The 15062-nt window shown below is 72.8% G+C and carries 13 protein-coding genes and 4 pseudogenes; 8 read left to right on the top strand and 9 right to left on the bottom strand.

Annotation, left to right across the window (positions count from 1 at the left end):
- Position 1: 1 nt before the first annotated feature.
- The 3 genes and pseudogenes from V1L54_RS15545 to V1L54_RS15535 form a co-directional block, all read right to left on the bottom strand.
- Positions 2 to 622, bottom strand: a complete 621-nt coding sequence (locus tag V1L54_RS15545) for a hypothetical protein (protein ID WP_330118581.1) — start codon at positions 620 to 622, stop codon at positions 2 to 4.
- A 623-nt stretch (positions 623 to 1245) separates the two neighbouring features.
- Entirely contained in the window at positions 1246 to 1824 is a 579-nt protein-coding gene (locus tag V1L54_RS15540) for a hypothetical protein (RefSeq protein ID WP_330118580.1), read from the bottom strand.
- Positions 1825 to 1870: 46 nt separating this feature from the next.
- A pseudogene (locus V1L54_RS15535) lies at positions 1871 to 1990 on the bottom strand (DUF397 domain-containing protein); the annotation flags it as partial.
- Positions 1991 to 2046: 56 nt separating this feature from the next.
- Here V1L54_RS15535 and V1L54_RS29495 point away from each other — a divergent pair.
- The 4 genes and pseudogenes from V1L54_RS29495 to V1L54_RS15520 form a co-directional block, all read left to right on the top strand.
- Positions 2047 to 2871, top strand: a pseudogene (locus tag V1L54_RS29495) (ABC transporter permease); the annotation flags it as partial.
- Positions 2872 to 2967: 96 nt separating this feature from the next.
- Positions 2968 to 3330, top strand: a pseudogene (locus tag V1L54_RS29490) (FtsX-like permease family protein); the annotation flags it as partial.
- Between the two features lie 2 nt (positions 3331 to 3332).
- A pseudogene (locus tag V1L54_RS15525) lies at positions 3333 to 4056 on the top strand (ABC transporter ATP-binding protein).
- Between the two features lie 62 nt (positions 4057 to 4118).
- Entirely contained in the window at positions 4119 to 4730 is a 612-nt protein-coding gene (locus V1L54_RS15520) for a TetR/AcrR family transcriptional regulator (RefSeq protein WP_330118577.1), read from the top strand.
- Positions 4731 to 4774: 44 nt separating this feature from the next.
- On the opposite strand, the gene V1L54_RS15515 is transcribed toward V1L54_RS15520, so the two are convergent.
- The 3 genes from V1L54_RS15515 to V1L54_RS15505 form a co-directional block, all read right to left on the bottom strand.
- Positions 4775 to 4918 carry a hypothetical protein gene (locus V1L54_RS15515; protein WP_330118576.1) on the bottom strand — a complete coding sequence of 48 codons (144 nt, stop codon included), beginning with the start codon at positions 4916 to 4918 and terminating at the stop codon, positions 4775 to 4777.
- Between the two features lie 25 nt (positions 4919 to 4943).
- The gene (locus tag V1L54_RS15510) at positions 4944 to 8399 is read right to left on the bottom strand and encodes an NB-ARC domain-containing protein (protein WP_330118575.1); all 3456 of its coding nucleotides are present in this window, start codon (positions 8397 to 8399) and stop codon (positions 4944 to 4946) included.
- 160 nt (positions 8400 to 8559) lie between these two features.
- Positions 8560 to 9018, bottom strand: coding sequence for a nuclear transport factor 2 family protein (locus V1L54_RS15505; RefSeq protein ID WP_330118574.1), 459 nt, complete (start codon positions 9016 to 9018; stop codon positions 8560 to 8562).
- A gap of 83 nt (positions 9019 to 9101) precedes the next feature.
- On the opposite strand from V1L54_RS15505, the gene V1L54_RS15500 reads away from it, so the two are divergent.
- Positions 9102 to 9755, top strand: coding sequence for a TetR/AcrR family transcriptional regulator (locus tag V1L54_RS15500; RefSeq protein WP_330118573.1), 654 nt, complete (start codon positions 9102 to 9104; stop codon positions 9753 to 9755).
- Positions 9756 to 9823: 68 nt separating this feature from the next.
- Positions 9824 to 10549: a CBS domain-containing protein gene (locus V1L54_RS15495; protein WP_330118572.1), complete on the top strand. Its 726-nt coding sequence runs from the start codon at positions 9824 to 9826 to the stop codon at positions 10547 to 10549.
- 337 nt (positions 10550 to 10886) lie between these two features.
- On the opposite strand, the gene V1L54_RS15490 is transcribed toward V1L54_RS15495, so the two are convergent.
- Positions 10887 to 11348, bottom strand: a complete 462-nt coding sequence (locus tag V1L54_RS15490) for a MarR family winged helix-turn-helix transcriptional regulator (protein WP_330118571.1) — start codon at positions 11346 to 11348, stop codon at positions 10887 to 10889.
- A gap of 190 nt (positions 11349 to 11538) precedes the next feature.
- On the opposite strand from V1L54_RS15490, the gene V1L54_RS15485 reads away from it, so the two are divergent.
- On the top strand, positions 11539 to 12330 hold the full coding sequence (locus V1L54_RS15485; RefSeq protein WP_330118570.1) for a nuclear transport factor 2 family protein: 792 nt from the start codon (positions 11539 to 11541) through the stop codon (positions 12328 to 12330).
- Between the two features lie 110 nt (positions 12331 to 12440).
- On the opposite strand, the gene V1L54_RS15480 is transcribed toward V1L54_RS15485, so the two are convergent.
- Positions 12441 to 12935, bottom strand: coding sequence for an NUDIX hydrolase (locus tag V1L54_RS15480; RefSeq protein ID WP_330118569.1), 495 nt, complete (start codon positions 12933 to 12935; stop codon positions 12441 to 12443).
- A gap of 219 nt (positions 12936 to 13154) precedes the next feature.
- On the opposite strand from V1L54_RS15480, the gene V1L54_RS15475 reads away from it, so the two are divergent.
- On the top strand, positions 13155 to 14174 hold the full coding sequence (locus V1L54_RS15475; RefSeq protein ID WP_330118568.1) for an O-antigen ligase family protein: 1020 nt from the start codon (positions 13155 to 13157) through the stop codon (positions 14172 to 14174).
- Positions 14175 to 14225: 51 nt separating this feature from the next.
- On the opposite strand, the gene V1L54_RS15470 is transcribed toward V1L54_RS15475, so the two are convergent.
- Entirely contained in the window at positions 14226 to 15053 is an 828-nt protein-coding gene (locus tag V1L54_RS15470) for a glutamate racemase (protein WP_330118567.1), read from the bottom strand.
- Positions 15054 to 15062: the final 9 nt, after the last annotated feature.

Below are 15062 nucleotides of genomic sequence, written 5' to 3'. Positions count from 1 at the left end.
ATCAGTGGTTCTCGAGGACGGCCTTCGTCACATGGAGCGAAAGCAGGCATCCGGATCTGGTCTTCAGCTCCACCTTCAGGTCGGCACGCCGCTCACTCCTGTCGAGGCCGATCAGCGCCTCCCGGCCGGGGCGGGTCTCCTGGTGTCCGTCGATCCCGGCCCCGGTGAGCCGCAGGGAACTGACGGGGGCGCACTGCCCGTTCCCCACTTCGTCGGCGCCGATGGTGAGGCGCAGCCGGTCGCGGGGCCGGGGCACCCGCACGGCGAGGTGGGCTACCGAGCCGTTCTCCATCCGTTCCGGACCGGCCTGCTGTCCCTTGACCGAGGTGAGCTTCACCCTGTCGGTCACGGTCAGGGAACGTGACTGCTCGACGTACCGCCAGACGAGCAGCGCACCCGACAGCACGACCACCAGCAGGCTCAGCGCGCTGACCAGCTGCCAGGCCGTGAAGGTGTCGCGCACCAGGCTGAACAGGGCGAAGACGAGCAGGACGATGCTGCCGATCGAGGCGATGACCGTGTGCACCGCCGACGCGCCGCCCGGGAGCAGCGTGACGGGGAGAACAGCCAGCACGATCGCCAGGACCACCAGGGAGACCACGGCCCACGGCGTCTGACGCATGATTTCGGCGAACTTCACACCAACCCCCCGTTGGTGCACCACTACTGTCGGTGCATGCTCATGATGACCCATCACTTCCGTCGCGGGGGAGGTTTTCCGTAACAACCGGAAATCCATGGAGTTCTTGCGACATGAACGTTCCGGGTGGCCGTCATGAACCCCCGGGGCGTCCGGTCACCCACAGGGGACCGTCCCCACGCGCCGGGCACGCACACTTCCGGGCGCGGCTGTGGCTGAATGCCAGAATCACGGCCGGGCGGTGGACGCCACCCCAGGCCGCCGGGAATCCCAAGCCGATGTCCCGCCCGCAGCAGGACTCCCCGGAGGCAGGTCCCTGATGCTCACCGGACTGGAAGCCCACGGCTTCAAGAACCTGCTGGAACTGGCCGTCGATTTCGACCCGTTCACCTGCATCGCCAGAGAGAACGGCACGGGGAAGTCCAACTGAGCTTCCCGCCTGCGGCCTCTGAGCGGCGCATGGCGAGTGGGCGAAGGAGATCGCGACTATGCGACCAAGGCGGACATTCTGCCGTATCTCGCCACTCCCTCTGGTGCACAGATCGTGATCGACTCGAAGGCGGCGTGAGAACTGCACCGGCAGCAGCCATGCACTGCGGGAGTCATCAACGACGGCCGATGACCCCACGTCGGCGGCCCGTGGCCGAGTGGCCCAGCAACCTCGCCTGCTCGCTCTTGAGCCACGTGAAGCGGTCGCGGACGTACTCCCGCAGTTCGTCGCCGGGATAGCGAATGACCGCCAGGTACTCCGTGCGGTCCCCTCGTTCCCAGCGCGCGGCGGTGATCTCGTAGCCGGAGGCGTGCGCGCACAGGTCGAGCAGGACCTGCGGCACCTCTTCCTCGATCAGGAGGTCGGCCTTGGTGACCACCACCTCCCGCATCGCCCGGATGCTGGGGATGAAGACGGTCGTCGTCCACGTACGCCACTCCGCCAGTTCCTCCTCCGTGGGAGGTGTGTCGTGGAGAGTGAAGTGACGGCCGTCGGAGCGCACGTGCTTCTCGTAGTAGGCCCGATAGATACGGGTGTTGACCTCCACCAGCGCGAACAGCGGTCCGTAGAACTCGCTGAGCTGCTTGTTGACGCGCTCCAGCCGGGCCTGCCTCTGCGACAGCCGCAGGCTGTTGAGGTAGGTCGCCAGGTAGCCGACGAACGCCAGCACGACGGTCACGATCAAGGTGGCCATGGCAGGCGATCGTAAGGGGCACAGAGCGCGGGTGCGTTGCACGAGGTCAGACGTCGGAGCTGGACGCCAGGCCGAGGAAGGACGCCCAGGCGCCCGGGGCGACCGTCAGGCCGGGCCGGGACATGTCCCTGGAGTCCCGCACGTGGACGTTGCCGGGGCAGTCGGTGACCCTCGACGCACCCGCCGCCCGTCCCGGTGCTGTAGCTGGACTTACGCCGGCTCATGGTGACCTCAGTGCACTCACCCGCCCCCCACCCGCGTCCCCCGGCCGCACGCCAGGGTGCCGACACTCGCGTCGTCAAGGTTCGGCAAAGCAACAGGCGGCGGTGTGCCCTGCCGCCGTGCCCTCATCACCCCTCTTCGCTCGGAGTTCCCGTGTTCCTTGCCCTACGCGACCTGCGCTTCGCCCGTGGTCGCTTCGCCCTGATGGGCGCGGTGGTCGCGCTCATCGCCGTACTGGGTGTGCTCCTGTCCGGGCTGGCCTCCGGACTGGCGGACGCCGGCATATCCGGTCTGCGCGCCCTGCCCGTGACCCACATGGCCTTCGACGAGGAGGCGACCAGCGAGCAGTTCTCCCGTTCCACCGTGGAGCGGGAGGACTGGCGGGCGTGGTCGGCGGCACCGGGCGTGGAGCGGGCGGAGCCGTTCGGGAACACCCTGGCCAACGCCCAGGTGACCGAGGGCGCCAAAAAGGGCGAGCAGGTCAATCTCGCCGTCTTCGGCATGGTGCCGGACTCCCCGCTGGCCCCGGACCCCACCGAGGGCGGGAGCCTGGCGGAGGGGAGCTCGGGCATCGTCATCACCCGGGAGATCACCGACCTGGGGGTGGAGATCGGGGACGTCCTCACAGCGGACAAGAGCGAGGTGCGGCTGACCGTCGTCGGCCTGGTCGACGAGACCGTCTCCTACGGTCACATCGGCGTCGCCTACACCGATCTCGACACCTGGCGCCACCTGCACTACGGCCTGCCGGGCAAGCTGCCCGAGGCCGCACGGCAGCAGGCCACGGCCGTCGCCCTGACCCTGGAGAACGGCGCCGACGCCTCGGCCGTGACGGCCGTGGAGAAGGCGACCGGCACCCGGGCCGACACCAAGGAGGCCGCCTACGGCGCGTCCCCGGGCTACACGGCGGAGTCGAGCACGATGACCCTGATCAAGGGATTCCTGTACGCCATCTCCGCGCTCGTCGTCGGCGCCTTCTTCACCGTCTGGACCGTGCAGCGCAAGCCCGAGATCGCCCTGTTGAAGGCGCTCGGCGCGCCCACCGAGTACGTGCTGCGCGACGCGCTCGCCCAGGTCGTCGCCGTCCTCGTCGGCGCGACGGCCGTCGGCACCGCCGTCGGCCTGGCGCTGGGGAGCGCGATGACCGGCAAGGCGCCGTTCTCCCTGTCCGCCCCGGCCGTCGCCACCTCCTCCGGGCTCCTCATCGGGTTCGGGACCGTGGGCGCCGTCGTCGCCGTCCGCCGTATCACCGCCGTCGATCCCCTGACCGCTCTGGGAGCCGCCCGATGACCACGTCCTCCACCGCCGCCGGCCACCGGGCCGACCCCGGGCGCCACGGACTCCGGCGGGCTGCTGCTGACCGGCGTCACCCTCACCCTGGGGGACGGCGACGCCTCCGTCACGGCCCTCGACCACGTCAGCCTGGCCGTCGCGGCCGGGGAGTTCGTCGCCGTCGTCGGCCCGTCGGGCGCCGGGAAGTCCAGCCTCCTCGCCGTCGCCGGGGGCCTCCAGCGGCCCGTCTCGGGCACGGTCCGCGTCGCCGGCACCGAACTGACCGCGCTGTCGGATAAGGAGCGCACCGCGGCCCGCCGCCGCCACATCGGCTTCGTCTTCCAGCAGTCCAACCTGCTGGCCTCCCTCACCGTCCGGGAACAGCTCCTGCTGCCCCTGCACATCGACGGGCGCCTCGACGGCGCGGCCCGGACCCGGGCCGACGAACTCGTCGAGGCGGTCGGGCTGACGCACCGCGCCGGTTCCCGGCCGCACCAGCTCTCCGGCGGCGAGCGCCAGCGCGCGGGGCTGGCCCGCGCGCTGATGACCTCCCCCGCCGTCCTGCTGGTGGACGAGCCCACCTCCGCGCTGGACCTGGTGCGTTCGGCCGAGGCCGTGCGGCTGATCACCGAGCAGACCCGTAAGCACGGCACGGCCACGGTCATGGTCACCCACGACACGGCGATAATGAACGCCGCCGACCGGGTGCACGAGATGGTCGACGGCCGCCTGTCCTGACCGGGGCCGTGGGCCGCGCGTACCGCTCCCTGCCCCGCCCGCCACCCCGGAGTCCGCCGCGCATGCCGAAGATCAACGCCTCCACCGTCGCCGAACACCGCGCCCGGCAGCGGGAGGCGCTGATCGGGGCGGCGATCGACCTCCTGGTGCACGAGGGCGCCGCCGCCGTCACCCCGGCGGCGGTCGGCGCCCGGGCGGGGCTGGCCCGCTCCAGCGTGTACCAGTACTTCGACTCCTCGGCGGCCCTGCTGGCGACCATCACCGAAGAGGCGTTCCGGCGCTCCAACGAGGCACTCGCCGCGGCCATGGCGGCGGCGAGCGGGCCGGTGGAACGCGTCGAGGCGTTCTTCCGGGAGAGCCTGCGGCTGGGCGCCGAGGGTGCGCACCGTCCGGCCGCCGCCCTCATGGGCGCCGGTCTGCCGCCCGCCTGCCAGGAACGGCTGATGGAACTCCACCTGGAGCAGGTGGAGCCGTTCCGTGCCGCCGTACGGGAGATCGGCGTCCCCGACCCCGCGCTCACTGCGGACCTGATCGCCGGGATGCTGCACACGGCCCTGGCCGCCGTGGAGCGTGGCGCCCCGCCGGGCACCGTGACCGACCGCACCCTCGACCTGGTGCGCCGCTGCCTGTCCCCGTCCGGCGGCACGGCCCACGACGGGCGGGAGACCGGCTGAGCCTCCCCGGCCCGCCGACTCCACGGCGGACCGGCACCGCGTGCTCAGCCGTCGGCGGCGGTGACGCGCACGTCGTCGACGCCCTCGTCCAGGAAGGCGGCCAGGGCCCGGGCCTCGGTGTGGACGGCGCCCCGCTCCGGGGCTGCCGGGGAGCGGAACGGGGTGACGCCGAGCCGCCCGTCGCGCACAGTCCGGACGCCGGCCACCCGTCCGTCAGCCGGGGACGCCGCCGGTGTCCGACGGGCGGGCGGCGGGGCGGAACTCGTAGGAGTACAGACCCCGGTCGCCACCCGCCACCAGTTCCCGGCCGTCGGGTGTCCAGGCGCAGTCCCGCAGCCGGTCGTCAACCCGCATCAGGGCGGCGAAGCGCCGCCGCAACCGGTCCCAGATCTGAAGGGTTCCTCCGCTGCGGCAGACGGCGAGCCAGGCGCCGTCTGGGGAGAACGCCAGCGCGGTCACCGAACCAACTCCTCTACCGAGGACTCCGACGGTGCCGCCACTCCTCCGTTCCCACACCCGTAGCGGTCCAATGCCATCGCCACCAGCGCCCCATAGACCATCCGAGGAGAACGCCAGTACCCGTATTCGACCATTGGGCTCACCAAGGACGGTGGTGACCTCACCGGATTCCCGGTCACATATCCGCAGTCTCCCCTCCTCGTCGTAGCCGACAGCCAAGGAGCCGTCCGGGAGGAATGCCGGTCTCCTTATCTGCCGAACGGCTATATCGAAATTGGCGGCGACCTCACCGGACGCCCAGTTCCATACACGGACTACTCGCCCCAGGCCAACAGTAACCAGCCATACCCCATCCGGAGAGAGCGCCAGCACCCTCTCCGTTTTCCACCCAGTGGCCCGCTCGAAGGTGTTAAGAACACGACCTTTCTCTCGATCCCAAACCCGCACTGTTCCATCTCTGGCGACTCCGATAATCCGCGCCCCGTCTGGAGTAACCGCCACTGCCCGCACCGGAACGAAGGGCCGGTCGCGAGTTGCGTCAGCCTCACCAACCGCCGGTGCCCAAATCCGCACCGTCCCATCCCAGGCGATAACGGCCAGACAGGTGTTGTCTGGTGAGAAGGCTGGCAATTGCACCGGAGCGGAAGGCATAGGAAGAACAGTGACGGACCTGCCCGTGATCCAATTCCAAACTCGCACCATTCTGCTTCCATCGACGGCGGCCAGCCAGTAGCTGTCTGGAGAGAAGACCAGCCCTCTTATTCTGCCGACGGGTCCATCGAGAGCTGCGGTGATCTCGCCCGTCCGCCGGTTCCAGATTCGCACTTCCTTGTTCCAAGCAGCGACAGCCAGCGATTCCCCATCCGGAGAAAACGCCAGCGCGGCAACTCTCTCCCCGACTCCGGCGGCGGGAAAGGGAGCAGGGCTGGGGTTGCCCCGTCGGTCCCAGAAATGCACCGCGCCATTCCGATCGACAGCAGCCAAGATCCCCCCATCCGGGGAGATAGTCAATGATCTGACATACACACCAAAAGCGGCAATTTGAGATTTCGCGTTCCGGTCCCAAAGGCGAACGACCTTGTCACCTTTGCCTGCGGTGGCTAACCAGGTGCCATCTGGAGCAATGGCCACCGCATCCACTTGTTTAGTGTGTCCAACCAAGACAGCGACATCATCACCGCTCCCCCAATTCCGGAGCCGCACCGTTCCATTCCGGTCGGCAACGGCCAGCCAGGTTCCATTCGGGGAGAATGCCGCCACTCTCCCTGATTTCTCGACCCTGTTGGCTTTATTGCGTCTGCGGGTGCTAACGAGAGCACCAGTGGCCCGATCCCAGATCCGTACCACCCCGTTAATGCTGCTGGTAAAAATCCGGTTTCCATCCGGGGAGAACGCCACGGCTGTCACCGAACTGGGGCCCGCAGCCAGAGTGCGAACAAGCGCCCGGGGAGGCAGGTCGGGCGGGGGCCAGTGGTTGACCAGGGCGGGGTGCTCCATCTGGTCCGGCTGGTTGCGCCGGGCCGTGACCTGGGCGTGCCAGCGGGGCAGCGGCTCCAGGCGGCTGTGCAGGACGGCGGTAAGGGCGTGGGCGGGGTCGGTGGGGGTGAGCAGGTGGGCGGCCCGGGCGAGGTCGCGGGCTCGGGCGGCGGCCTCATGGGTGGGAATGCGATCCAGGTCGGACCAGGGGGCGGAGGGGCCGCGCCGGTGCAGCCGGGCTTCGATCCAGCGGAGGTCGGCGGCGAGTGCCTCGGCCCGGACAGTGCGGTCCGCGGCCAGCAGGTGGGCGACGGCGTGGTCGAGGAGGTAGTCGTCGGTCAGTGTCCACCAGGCGGCGTGGAGCGCGGGGGTGAGGGGCTCGGCCGGGGGCAGGGCGGCCTCGACGGCATCCACCAGGGTGCCATGCAGGGCGGCCAGGCGGTCGGGGCCGAGTCCGGCGCGCAGGTAATCGCGGATGACGTCGTGCAGGGTGATCCGTCCGCCGTCGGCCGGGTCGAGGCCGAGCAGGGAGAGTCCGTGCAGGATGCGGCAGAGCTCCCGCGCCTCGTGCTCCGCCAGTCCCGCGGTGGCCCGCCACAGCTTCGCGACGAGGGGGACGGGGACCGCCTCGTCCTCGGCGAACACGCCCAGTTCGGCGAAGCGTTCGGGGCCGCCGGGCGGGAGGAGGCCGGTGGCCGCCTCCAGCGTGGCGCGTACCGCCGTGGCGCGCTGGGCGGGATCGTCCGGGTCCAGCGGTGTCCACGGGCCGTCCACCGCGGCCGGCCCACCGCGCCGCAGGCGCTCCAGCACGCCGGACGCGGCACCGGCCGGGGGCAGGCCGGCGGCAATCTCCTGGGCGATCAGACGGTTGGTCAGGCGCAGTAGCAGCGCCCAGCGGCCGGTGACCGTCAGCAGGGCCCGCACCGTCTCCTCGGGCAGGGAGGGCAGGCCGTGGGTGAGCACCTTCCGGGCCTGGGCGAGCGACATCTCGTCGACCGGGACGGACGCGTCGCCGGGGCCGCCGGGCAGGACCGCGGGAACGCGGGTGGTGATCAGGCGCACGCACCTGCTGCCCCCGGAGAGGAAGGGGGCGAGCTGCTCGGGCGTCCACACGTCGTCCAGGACGAGCAGGGTGCGGGGGCGGGCATCCAGCAGGCGCCCCAGGTGGGCGCCGGCCGTGTCCGGGTCGTCGAAGGCGGCGGTGTCGCCGGTGACGAACGCGGTGACCTCGGCGACCTTGGCGGCGATCGCGGCCCGTCCCCGCACCTCCCGACCCAGGGTGACCAGGTAGACCCGGCCGCGGAAGTGCCGCCGCACCCGGCGGTCGGCGCAGACCACCCGCGCCAGCGTCGTCTTGCCGAAGCCGCCCGCGCCGTGCAGGGTGGTGGTGATGCCCACCGTGCGGCGCCCGTCGCACACGGCGGCGACCACGCGGGCGCTCTCGGCGCGGTCCACCACCCAGCCGGGCACCTCGGGGGGCGGCGGGGGCGGCGGGTCGCCGTCCGGCACGGCGCCGGGACGGTCCTGGAACCACCACAGCGCCACCATACCCGCCACCAGGACGGCGGCGAGGAGACCGGTGGCAGGCCACGGATGCCGCCGCAGCACGTCCAGCACACCCGGCCAGCGCTCCTGCCCCGTTGCGGCATTGGCGGCCAGCGCGACCAGCAGACCCGCAGCGCTCACCACGACGGTCAGCGCCGCGATCCACGCGGCGCGCAGCCCGTTCCCCACCCGCACCCCCGCGTCTCGTCCCCCGGTCGCGGCCCGCTCCCGCCGCGTGAGGCTACCGCCCCGCACGCGCGCCTCGCGAACGGCCGCGGGCAGGGCCTTCCGGGACGGCAACCTCCGTCGCACAGGGGCGGTGCAGGGGCACGAGGGCCGGGGCGGGTGCTCAGGTGCCGGTCGCCGGGTCCCCCGGTGTGTTCTTCCCGTCCGGCGCGTCAGGGGTCGGCTGTCCCGGGCCCGCAGTGGGGGCGGTACGGATGAGCAGGTGCGCCTCGCGCATCCGTCCGTCCTCGGTGAACCGCCCGAAGAAGCAGACCTCGATCACGAGATCCTTGCCGCGCTGCCGCACGTGCAGGGTGTAGCGGGCGGCGATCCGGTCGCCGTCCGCGAGGGCCTCGTGCACCTCCATTCGGCTGCCGGGCCGGTTCTTGCGCACGGGACGGGTGTGCGCGATGAGCTTGTCGCGGTCGATCCGGTGTCCGTCGGCGACCTGGATGACGTCCGGAGTGTGGTAGCGGTCGACGATCAGCGCCGCGTCCTCGTCGCTCCGCAGCAGTTCCTCGGTGAAGGAGGTGTAGAAGTCGGCGATGAACCGCTTCGGATCGGTGCCGACACGTGGGCGCATGGCACTCCTGTTCAGTTGGCCCCTGCGATCTCTTACGACCTGTAAGACATGCGCCGCCCGGCAATTCTGACAAGGTGTAAGAGATGCCCTCCTCCCCGGTTCACAACCGCCGTGCCGACGCCCGCCGCAGCAGGGCCGCCATCCTGGACGCCGCCCTACGTGTTCTCGACGCCCGGCCCGACGCGAGCCTGGAGACGATCGCCGGTGCGGCGGGCGTGACCCGGCAGACCGTCTACGCCCACTTCCCCTCCCGGGAACGGCTGCTGCTGGCCGTCGCCGACCGGATCACCGAGGAGGTCGCCGCCGTGATGGACGCCGCCGACCCTCACACCGGGCCGGCCGCGGACGCCTTGCTGCGCCTGCTTGACGCAGCCGGCCGAGCGGCCCGCCGCCACCCCGCGCTGCTGCGGCAGATCAGCACACTCCTGGTCGGCCCGCAGGCCGACCGGGACCGGCACACACCCATCGCCGACCGGATCAGTGCGGTGCTCCGGCGCGGTCGGCAGACCGGGGAGTTCGACGACCGGCTCCCACTCGACTGGCTGGTCGCCGTCACCATCGGACTCGCCCACACCGCGGGCGAGGAACAGGACACCGGCCGCCTGTCCGCCCCGGAGGCGGAGCACGCCCTGCGCACCAGCGTGCTCCGCGTACTCGGCGCGGCCACCGGGGAAGGCGCCCTCCCCGGCCCCGGCGGGCACCGGGCCGGTGAACCGCGAGAAAGACCGGAGGAATAGCCTCCGCTCCATGTCCGGCCGCCCGGCACCAGGAGGCGGCCGGTGAGCACGGCAGGAGGAGACTCCCCATGGCGCAGCGCCCGTACGACCTGTTCATGTCCGCCTTCAACGACATCGAGGCGCACCTCCGGCAGAGCCTGTACCGGGAGGAGGACAGATACCAGGGTTTCCGGGCGATGCTCGACGAGTACCAGGCGAAGCGGGGCCGACGCCTGAACCCGAGGCAGTACCGGGAGCTCCTGCCGCTCGCGGAGCTCCGGAACGCCCTCACCCACGGCCGGCACCTGAACGACCAGCCGCTGGCGGAACCGACCGAGGCCGCCGTGGCGGCCGTACGGCGGCTCCGGGACGAACTCCTCGGCCCGAAGCTCGTGCTGGCCGCCCTCGGGCAGCGCGGCCGGCCGGTGACCGTGGCCCCCGGCGAGTCCGTGCGCCGGGTGCTGGAGAAGATGTACGAGAACGACTTCTCCCAGGTACCGGTGTACGACGGCAGCGCCTACGTCGGACTGCTGACGACGAACACGGTCGCCCGGTGGGTGGCCGACCAGATGCGGCGGCACGACGGCCTGGCCGAGGACGCCCCCGTGCAGGAGGCGCTCCGGTTCTCCGAGGGCATCGAGCGGGTCGAGCACCTGTCCCGCGGGACGACCGCCCCCGAGGTGGTCTGGCGGTTCGCCACCGCCGCCGAGGAGGGCAGGCCGCTGACCGCCGTCATCATCACCCACAACGGGAAACCCACCGAGGCGCCGCTGGGCATCGCCGTCGCCGACGACCTCGCGCGGCTGGCGGCGTAAGGCCCGCGCCGACGCGCGCGGTGGCCGCCACAGCTCCCGCCGCTGCGCGCGGGGGCGGCAGCGTGGGGACATGAACAGCGCACGGTCGTCCCCGACCGCTCCGGCCGGGCCCCCAGCGCCCCGACGGACCCGGCGGCATGGCGGACCCACCCGCCCGACGCGGGAGTTCGGCATGCGGTTCACCTCCGGCCCGCGCGGGGCACGGCCGGCCGGACGACCGGTCTCCCCCGGCTCGACGAGTCGGTCCGCTCCTACGCCCCCTGCCGGCGATCGCCGCCAGGGGCTCCACCGGCACCCGGCGGACGGGGGCGGTGCGGCGGGGATCCGCCGCCGGGGCTCAGCCGCCTTCCGGGAGGTCCCGCGGGTACGGGATGTCGAGCGCCGCCATCGTCCGGAGCAGCAGTCGGCGCAGTTCCCCCTGCTCCTTCCCGTCCAGCAGCGCCACCGCCCGCTCGTGCACCGGCTCCGTGCACGCCTTCGCGCGCTCCAGCAGCTCACGGCCCGCATCGGTGATCCGCACCTCGATGACCCTGCCGTGCGTCGGGTGCGGGCCGCGCAGGACCAGTTCCCGCTTCTCCAGCGACGCCAGCGAGGCGGACATCGCCTGGGGCGTCACTCCGGCACGCCGGCCGAGCTCCGCGCCGGACAGTCCGCCGGACTCCAGCGAGAGCTGGGCGAGGGCGGCCAGCTGCGCCTGCGTCAGGCCCAGCGGCCGCAGCGCCCGCTCGATCTGCTGGTTGAGCGTGTTCGACAGCATCCAGACCAGGTACGGAAACCTCGTGGTCGGTTGGACGGCCATCTCACCCTCCCCTTCGATCATGGCAACCCTATGCCATCCGCGTCCGGCGACCACACCGCATCGTGTAAAGTAATTTATAAAGTGCGTTACACAAAAACCGGAGAGAGCCACCCCCCACAGCTCGCGGGACCGGCTGCGGGAGCCCTGCCGCCCCCTCCGGCACAGCGGACGAACGGACAAGGAGCACCCCATGCCCCAGGCCTCGTACAGCACGGTCGTCGACGCCTCCTACGAGGAGGTCCGCGCCCTGCTCACCGACAAGATCGACCGGCCGCGCAAGTACGTGCCGGTGACCCGCAGCAGGATCCTGGAGCGGACCGGCGACCACCTCCTGCGCGAGATGTTCCAGCCCTTCCCGGTACCGCTGACCATCCGGGAGAGGATCCGCGAGATCCCGCTGGACGACGGCGTCGACGTGGTGTTCGAGCACGTCGACAACGCCACCTACACCGGCGCGTTCCACAACACGCTGCGCCGCGGACCCGACGGCGTGACGCTCGGGTACCGCATGGACTGGCGGCCCCGGTCGGGCACCGACCCCCTGCCGGACGAGGAGGCGGCCCGGATGATCCGCGAGGGCGTGCTCCACCTGAAGCACCTCGCCGAGCACCCCGTGCGGATCCCCGGCTGGGCAGCCGAGTTCTTCGGCGTGCTCGACGCGGCGGACACCGCCGCGCTGGGCGGGCTGCTCACCGAGGACTGCCGGTTCCGGCTCGGGGACGGGCCCGAGACCACCGGACGGGCCGCCGCCGTCGCCGCGGTCGAGACGGTGGCCCGCCGGCACGCCGCGGTACGGCACGACCACGTCGGCGTGACCGTCGTGGACGACCGCGCCTTCGTCAGCGGCTACGCCGAGTACACCGCCCACGACGGCGACACGCACCTGGTCCCCCGCCTCACCGAACTGCGGCGCCGCGACGGCAGGGTGTCCTCGGTGCTGGCGTTCGGCGGCGACTTCCCCGCCGGGCCCGGCCCGTACTGACCGGATTCGTCCACGCGGCTGACGCACCGGGTGGCGGGCGAGCCGTTTCCCTCACTGCTTGGCACACTTTTTCACGCGCCCGGCGGTGCCCGGCGGGCCGCGCCGCCGTGTCAGGCGCCCGTGCGCGGGTCCGGCACGGCGGTCTCGAACCACGCGGGGCCGTCCTCGGTCGCCCGGGCGATGCGGGTCAGCGCGAACTCGTCCAGCGGCGGGAGGGCGTCCGGCGCGAACCACGCCACGTCCAGGGACTCGTCGTCGTTGACCCGTGCCTGCCCGCCGACCGCGCGGCAGCGGAAGGCGATGTCCACGAACTGGCACACGTCCCCGTTGGGGTAGCGGACCGGGTCCAGGGTCTGCACCAGCAGCAGCCGCTCCGGTACGGCCCGCACGGCGGTCTCCTCGTACACCTCGCGGACCACGGCGTCGGCGGGCTGCTCACCGGGGTCGGGTATGCCGCCGATGATCGCCCAGCGCCCGGTGTCGGCCCGCCGTCCCAGCAGGATCCGGCCCCCGTCGTCGAGGACGACGGCGCTGACCCCGGGCAGGAAGAGCAACTGCCGCCCCGCACTCGCACGCAGTTCGCGGATGAAGTCGGGAATCGCCATGCGGTGAGCCTACGTGCCCCCTTCATGCCTTCGGGTGACCGGCCGGACACCGGTTGTCGACCCTTTTCGGCGCCGGCGCATACCCGCGGACGGGTCCCAGCGGCTACGGTGGCCTCCGAAGTCACGGCCCGCGCCGCCGCCCGGACACTCCCCGGCGGCCACCGCGGGACCGCCTGTATCGGGGGTTCGCAGACGATGGCGTCACCGGCGCTCGGAACAGTGTCCGTCGCACCGGAGCGGAACGGCTCACCGCATGCCGTGGGCACCGCGGTACTGAGCTGCTGGGTCGGCTGGGTCCTGATCTGCGCGGCGGGGCGGGACGCCCGCCCGGAGGGGCTGCTGCTCGCGGTGCTGGCGGTGACCGCCGGCTACGCCTGCGGGCGGATAGGTGGTTCCCTGCTCCCCGCCGCCCTGCCCGCCGGGGCGGCGGTGGCCGGACCGGTGATCGTACTGGCCTCCGGGTACTCCCCGCTGGGCGTCCCGTACGCCACCGGGCCGGACGGCCGGATGGGCGCCGACGCCGCCCTGCTGGCGCTCTCGGCGGGCGCGGCCTGCTGTGCGGCCCACTCCGCGCGGACCGGCCCGGCGCGCCGGCTGCTGCACCTGCTGGCCCTGGCGATCGCGGTGGCCGCACCGGTGCTCGGCTCGCCGGCCGGGGGCGCCGCGGCGTTCGGGGTGCTGCTGTTCTCCCTGACCGCGGGCCGGGCGCACCGCCGGCTTCCGGTGCTGGCCGTGCTGGCGGCGGTCGCGGCCGCCGCGTCGGCCGCCGTCTGGGTGGTGGCCGACGACACCGCGCCACCCGGGCTGCGTCCGGTGGAGAACGTGCTGGAGGACCGGCTCGGCACGTACCGGGTCGGGCTCTGGGAGGACGCGCTGGCGCTGGCGGCGGCGGACCCGGTGCGCGGGGCGGGTCCCGACCGGTTCGGCGAGCTGAGCCCGACCGCGGCCCAGGACCCGGCGGCGGACGGCAAGCCGCACTCGGCGCCGCTGCAACTGGCGGCCGAGCAGGGACTGCCCGGGGTGCTGCTGCTGGGCGGCGCCTTCGGCTGGCTGCTGCTGGCGCTGTACCGGTCCCCGCGGCCGACACCGGCGGTGCTGGTGGCGGGGGCCTCGCTCACCGCGCTGGCCGTGCTGGCGAGCGCGGGCAACGCGCTGAGCTTCAACCAGGTCACCGTGGGCGCGGGCCTGCTGGCGGGGGTGGCGACGGCCCACCGGCCGTCCGAGGGCGGACTGCCGTGAACGGCTTCTCCCCGGCTTCCCTGCCTCCCCCGCTCGCCCCGCTCCCTGCCGCTACTCCGCCACCTCGGCCGGTGTCCGCCCGGACCCGTCCGCCGTCCCGTCCGCCGCGGCCAGCAGTCTGCCCTCGGCGTAGCGGTGCGCGGGGGCGGTCAGCGCCGCCGGACGGCCGCTGAGCAGGACGGCCAGGCTCCCGGTGGCGGGGGCGGCCGGAGCCGGTTCCGCGCCGATCCGGCGCAGCGCCTGGGCGGCGACCGCGGCGGCCGAGCCGTACAGGGCGGGCTCCGGGCCGAACGCGCCGGGGGGCCCCACGGCGGTGCGGATGCGGTCGGCGACCAGCTCGTAGTGGGTGCAGCCCAGCACCACGGCCCGCACGCCGGCCGGGGTGAGCCGGGCGGCCGCGGCCACGGCCGCGTCGATCAGCGACTCGTCCGCGCGCTCCACGGCGTCGGCCAGGCCGTGGCAGGGCACCTCGGTGATCTCGGTGCCGTTGCCGTACTCGGCGATGAGGCGGCGCTGGTAGGGGCTGCCGGTGGTGGCGGGGGTGGCCCAGACGGCGACGGAGCCGCCCGCCGCGGCGGCGGGCTTGACGGCGGGCACGGTGCCCACGACCGGGACGGCCGGCTCCAGCTCGGCGCGGAGCACCGGCAGGGCGTGCACGGAGGCGGTGTTGCAGGCGACGATCAGCGCGTCGGGCGACAGCGCGGCAGCCGCCCGCGCGCAGGCCAGGGCACGGGCGGTGATGTCCTCGGTGGTCCGCGGCCCCCAGGGCATGCCGTCGGGGTCGCTGGACAGCACCAGGTCGGCGTCGGGCCTGGCCCGGCGTACCGCGGCGGCGGCGGCCAGCAGCCCGAGGCCGGAGTCCACAAGCGCGATCTTCACGGGGAACAG

The organism is Streptomyces rubellus (assembly GCF_036323805.1).
GTDB lineage: Bacteria > Actinomycetota > Actinomycetes > Streptomycetales > Streptomycetaceae > Streptomyces.
This window is presented reverse-complemented; position numbering and strand designations above follow the sequence as displayed.

Excerpts from the sequence above, each read along its gene's own strand:
- V1L54_RS15545 (WP_330118581.1), bottom strand. The coding sequence starts at position 622 with ATGCGTCAGACGCCGTGGGCCGTGGTCTCCCTGGTGGTCCTGGCGATC.
- V1L54_RS15540 (WP_330118580.1), bottom strand. The coding sequence starts at position 1,824 with ATGGCCACCTTGATCGTGACCGTCGTGCTGGCGTTCGTCGGCTACCTG.
- V1L54_RS15520 (WP_330118577.1), top strand. The coding sequence starts at position 4,119 with ATGCCGAAGATCAACGCCTCCACCGTCGCCGAACACCGCGCCCGGCAG.
- V1L54_RS15505 (WP_330118574.1), bottom strand. The coding sequence starts at position 9,018 with ATGCGCCCACGTGTCGGCACCGATCCGAAGCGGTTCATCGCCGACTTC.
- V1L54_RS15500 (WP_330118573.1), top strand. The coding sequence starts at position 9,102 with ATGCCCTCCTCCCCGGTTCACAACCGCCGTGCCGACGCCCGCCGCAGC.
- V1L54_RS15495 (WP_330118572.1), top strand. The coding sequence starts at position 9,824 with ATGGCGCAGCGCCCGTACGACCTGTTCATGTCCGCCTTCAACGACATC.
- V1L54_RS15490 (WP_330118571.1), bottom strand. The coding sequence starts at position 11,348 with ATGGCCGTCCAACCGACCACGAGGTTTCCGTACCTGGTCTGGATGCTG.
- V1L54_RS15485 (WP_330118570.1), top strand. The coding sequence starts at position 11,539 with ATGCCCCAGGCCTCGTACAGCACGGTCGTCGACGCCTCCTACGAGGAG.
- V1L54_RS15480 (WP_330118569.1), bottom strand. The coding sequence starts at position 12,935 with ATGGCGATTCCCGACTTCATCCGCGAACTGCGTGCGAGTGCGGGGCGG.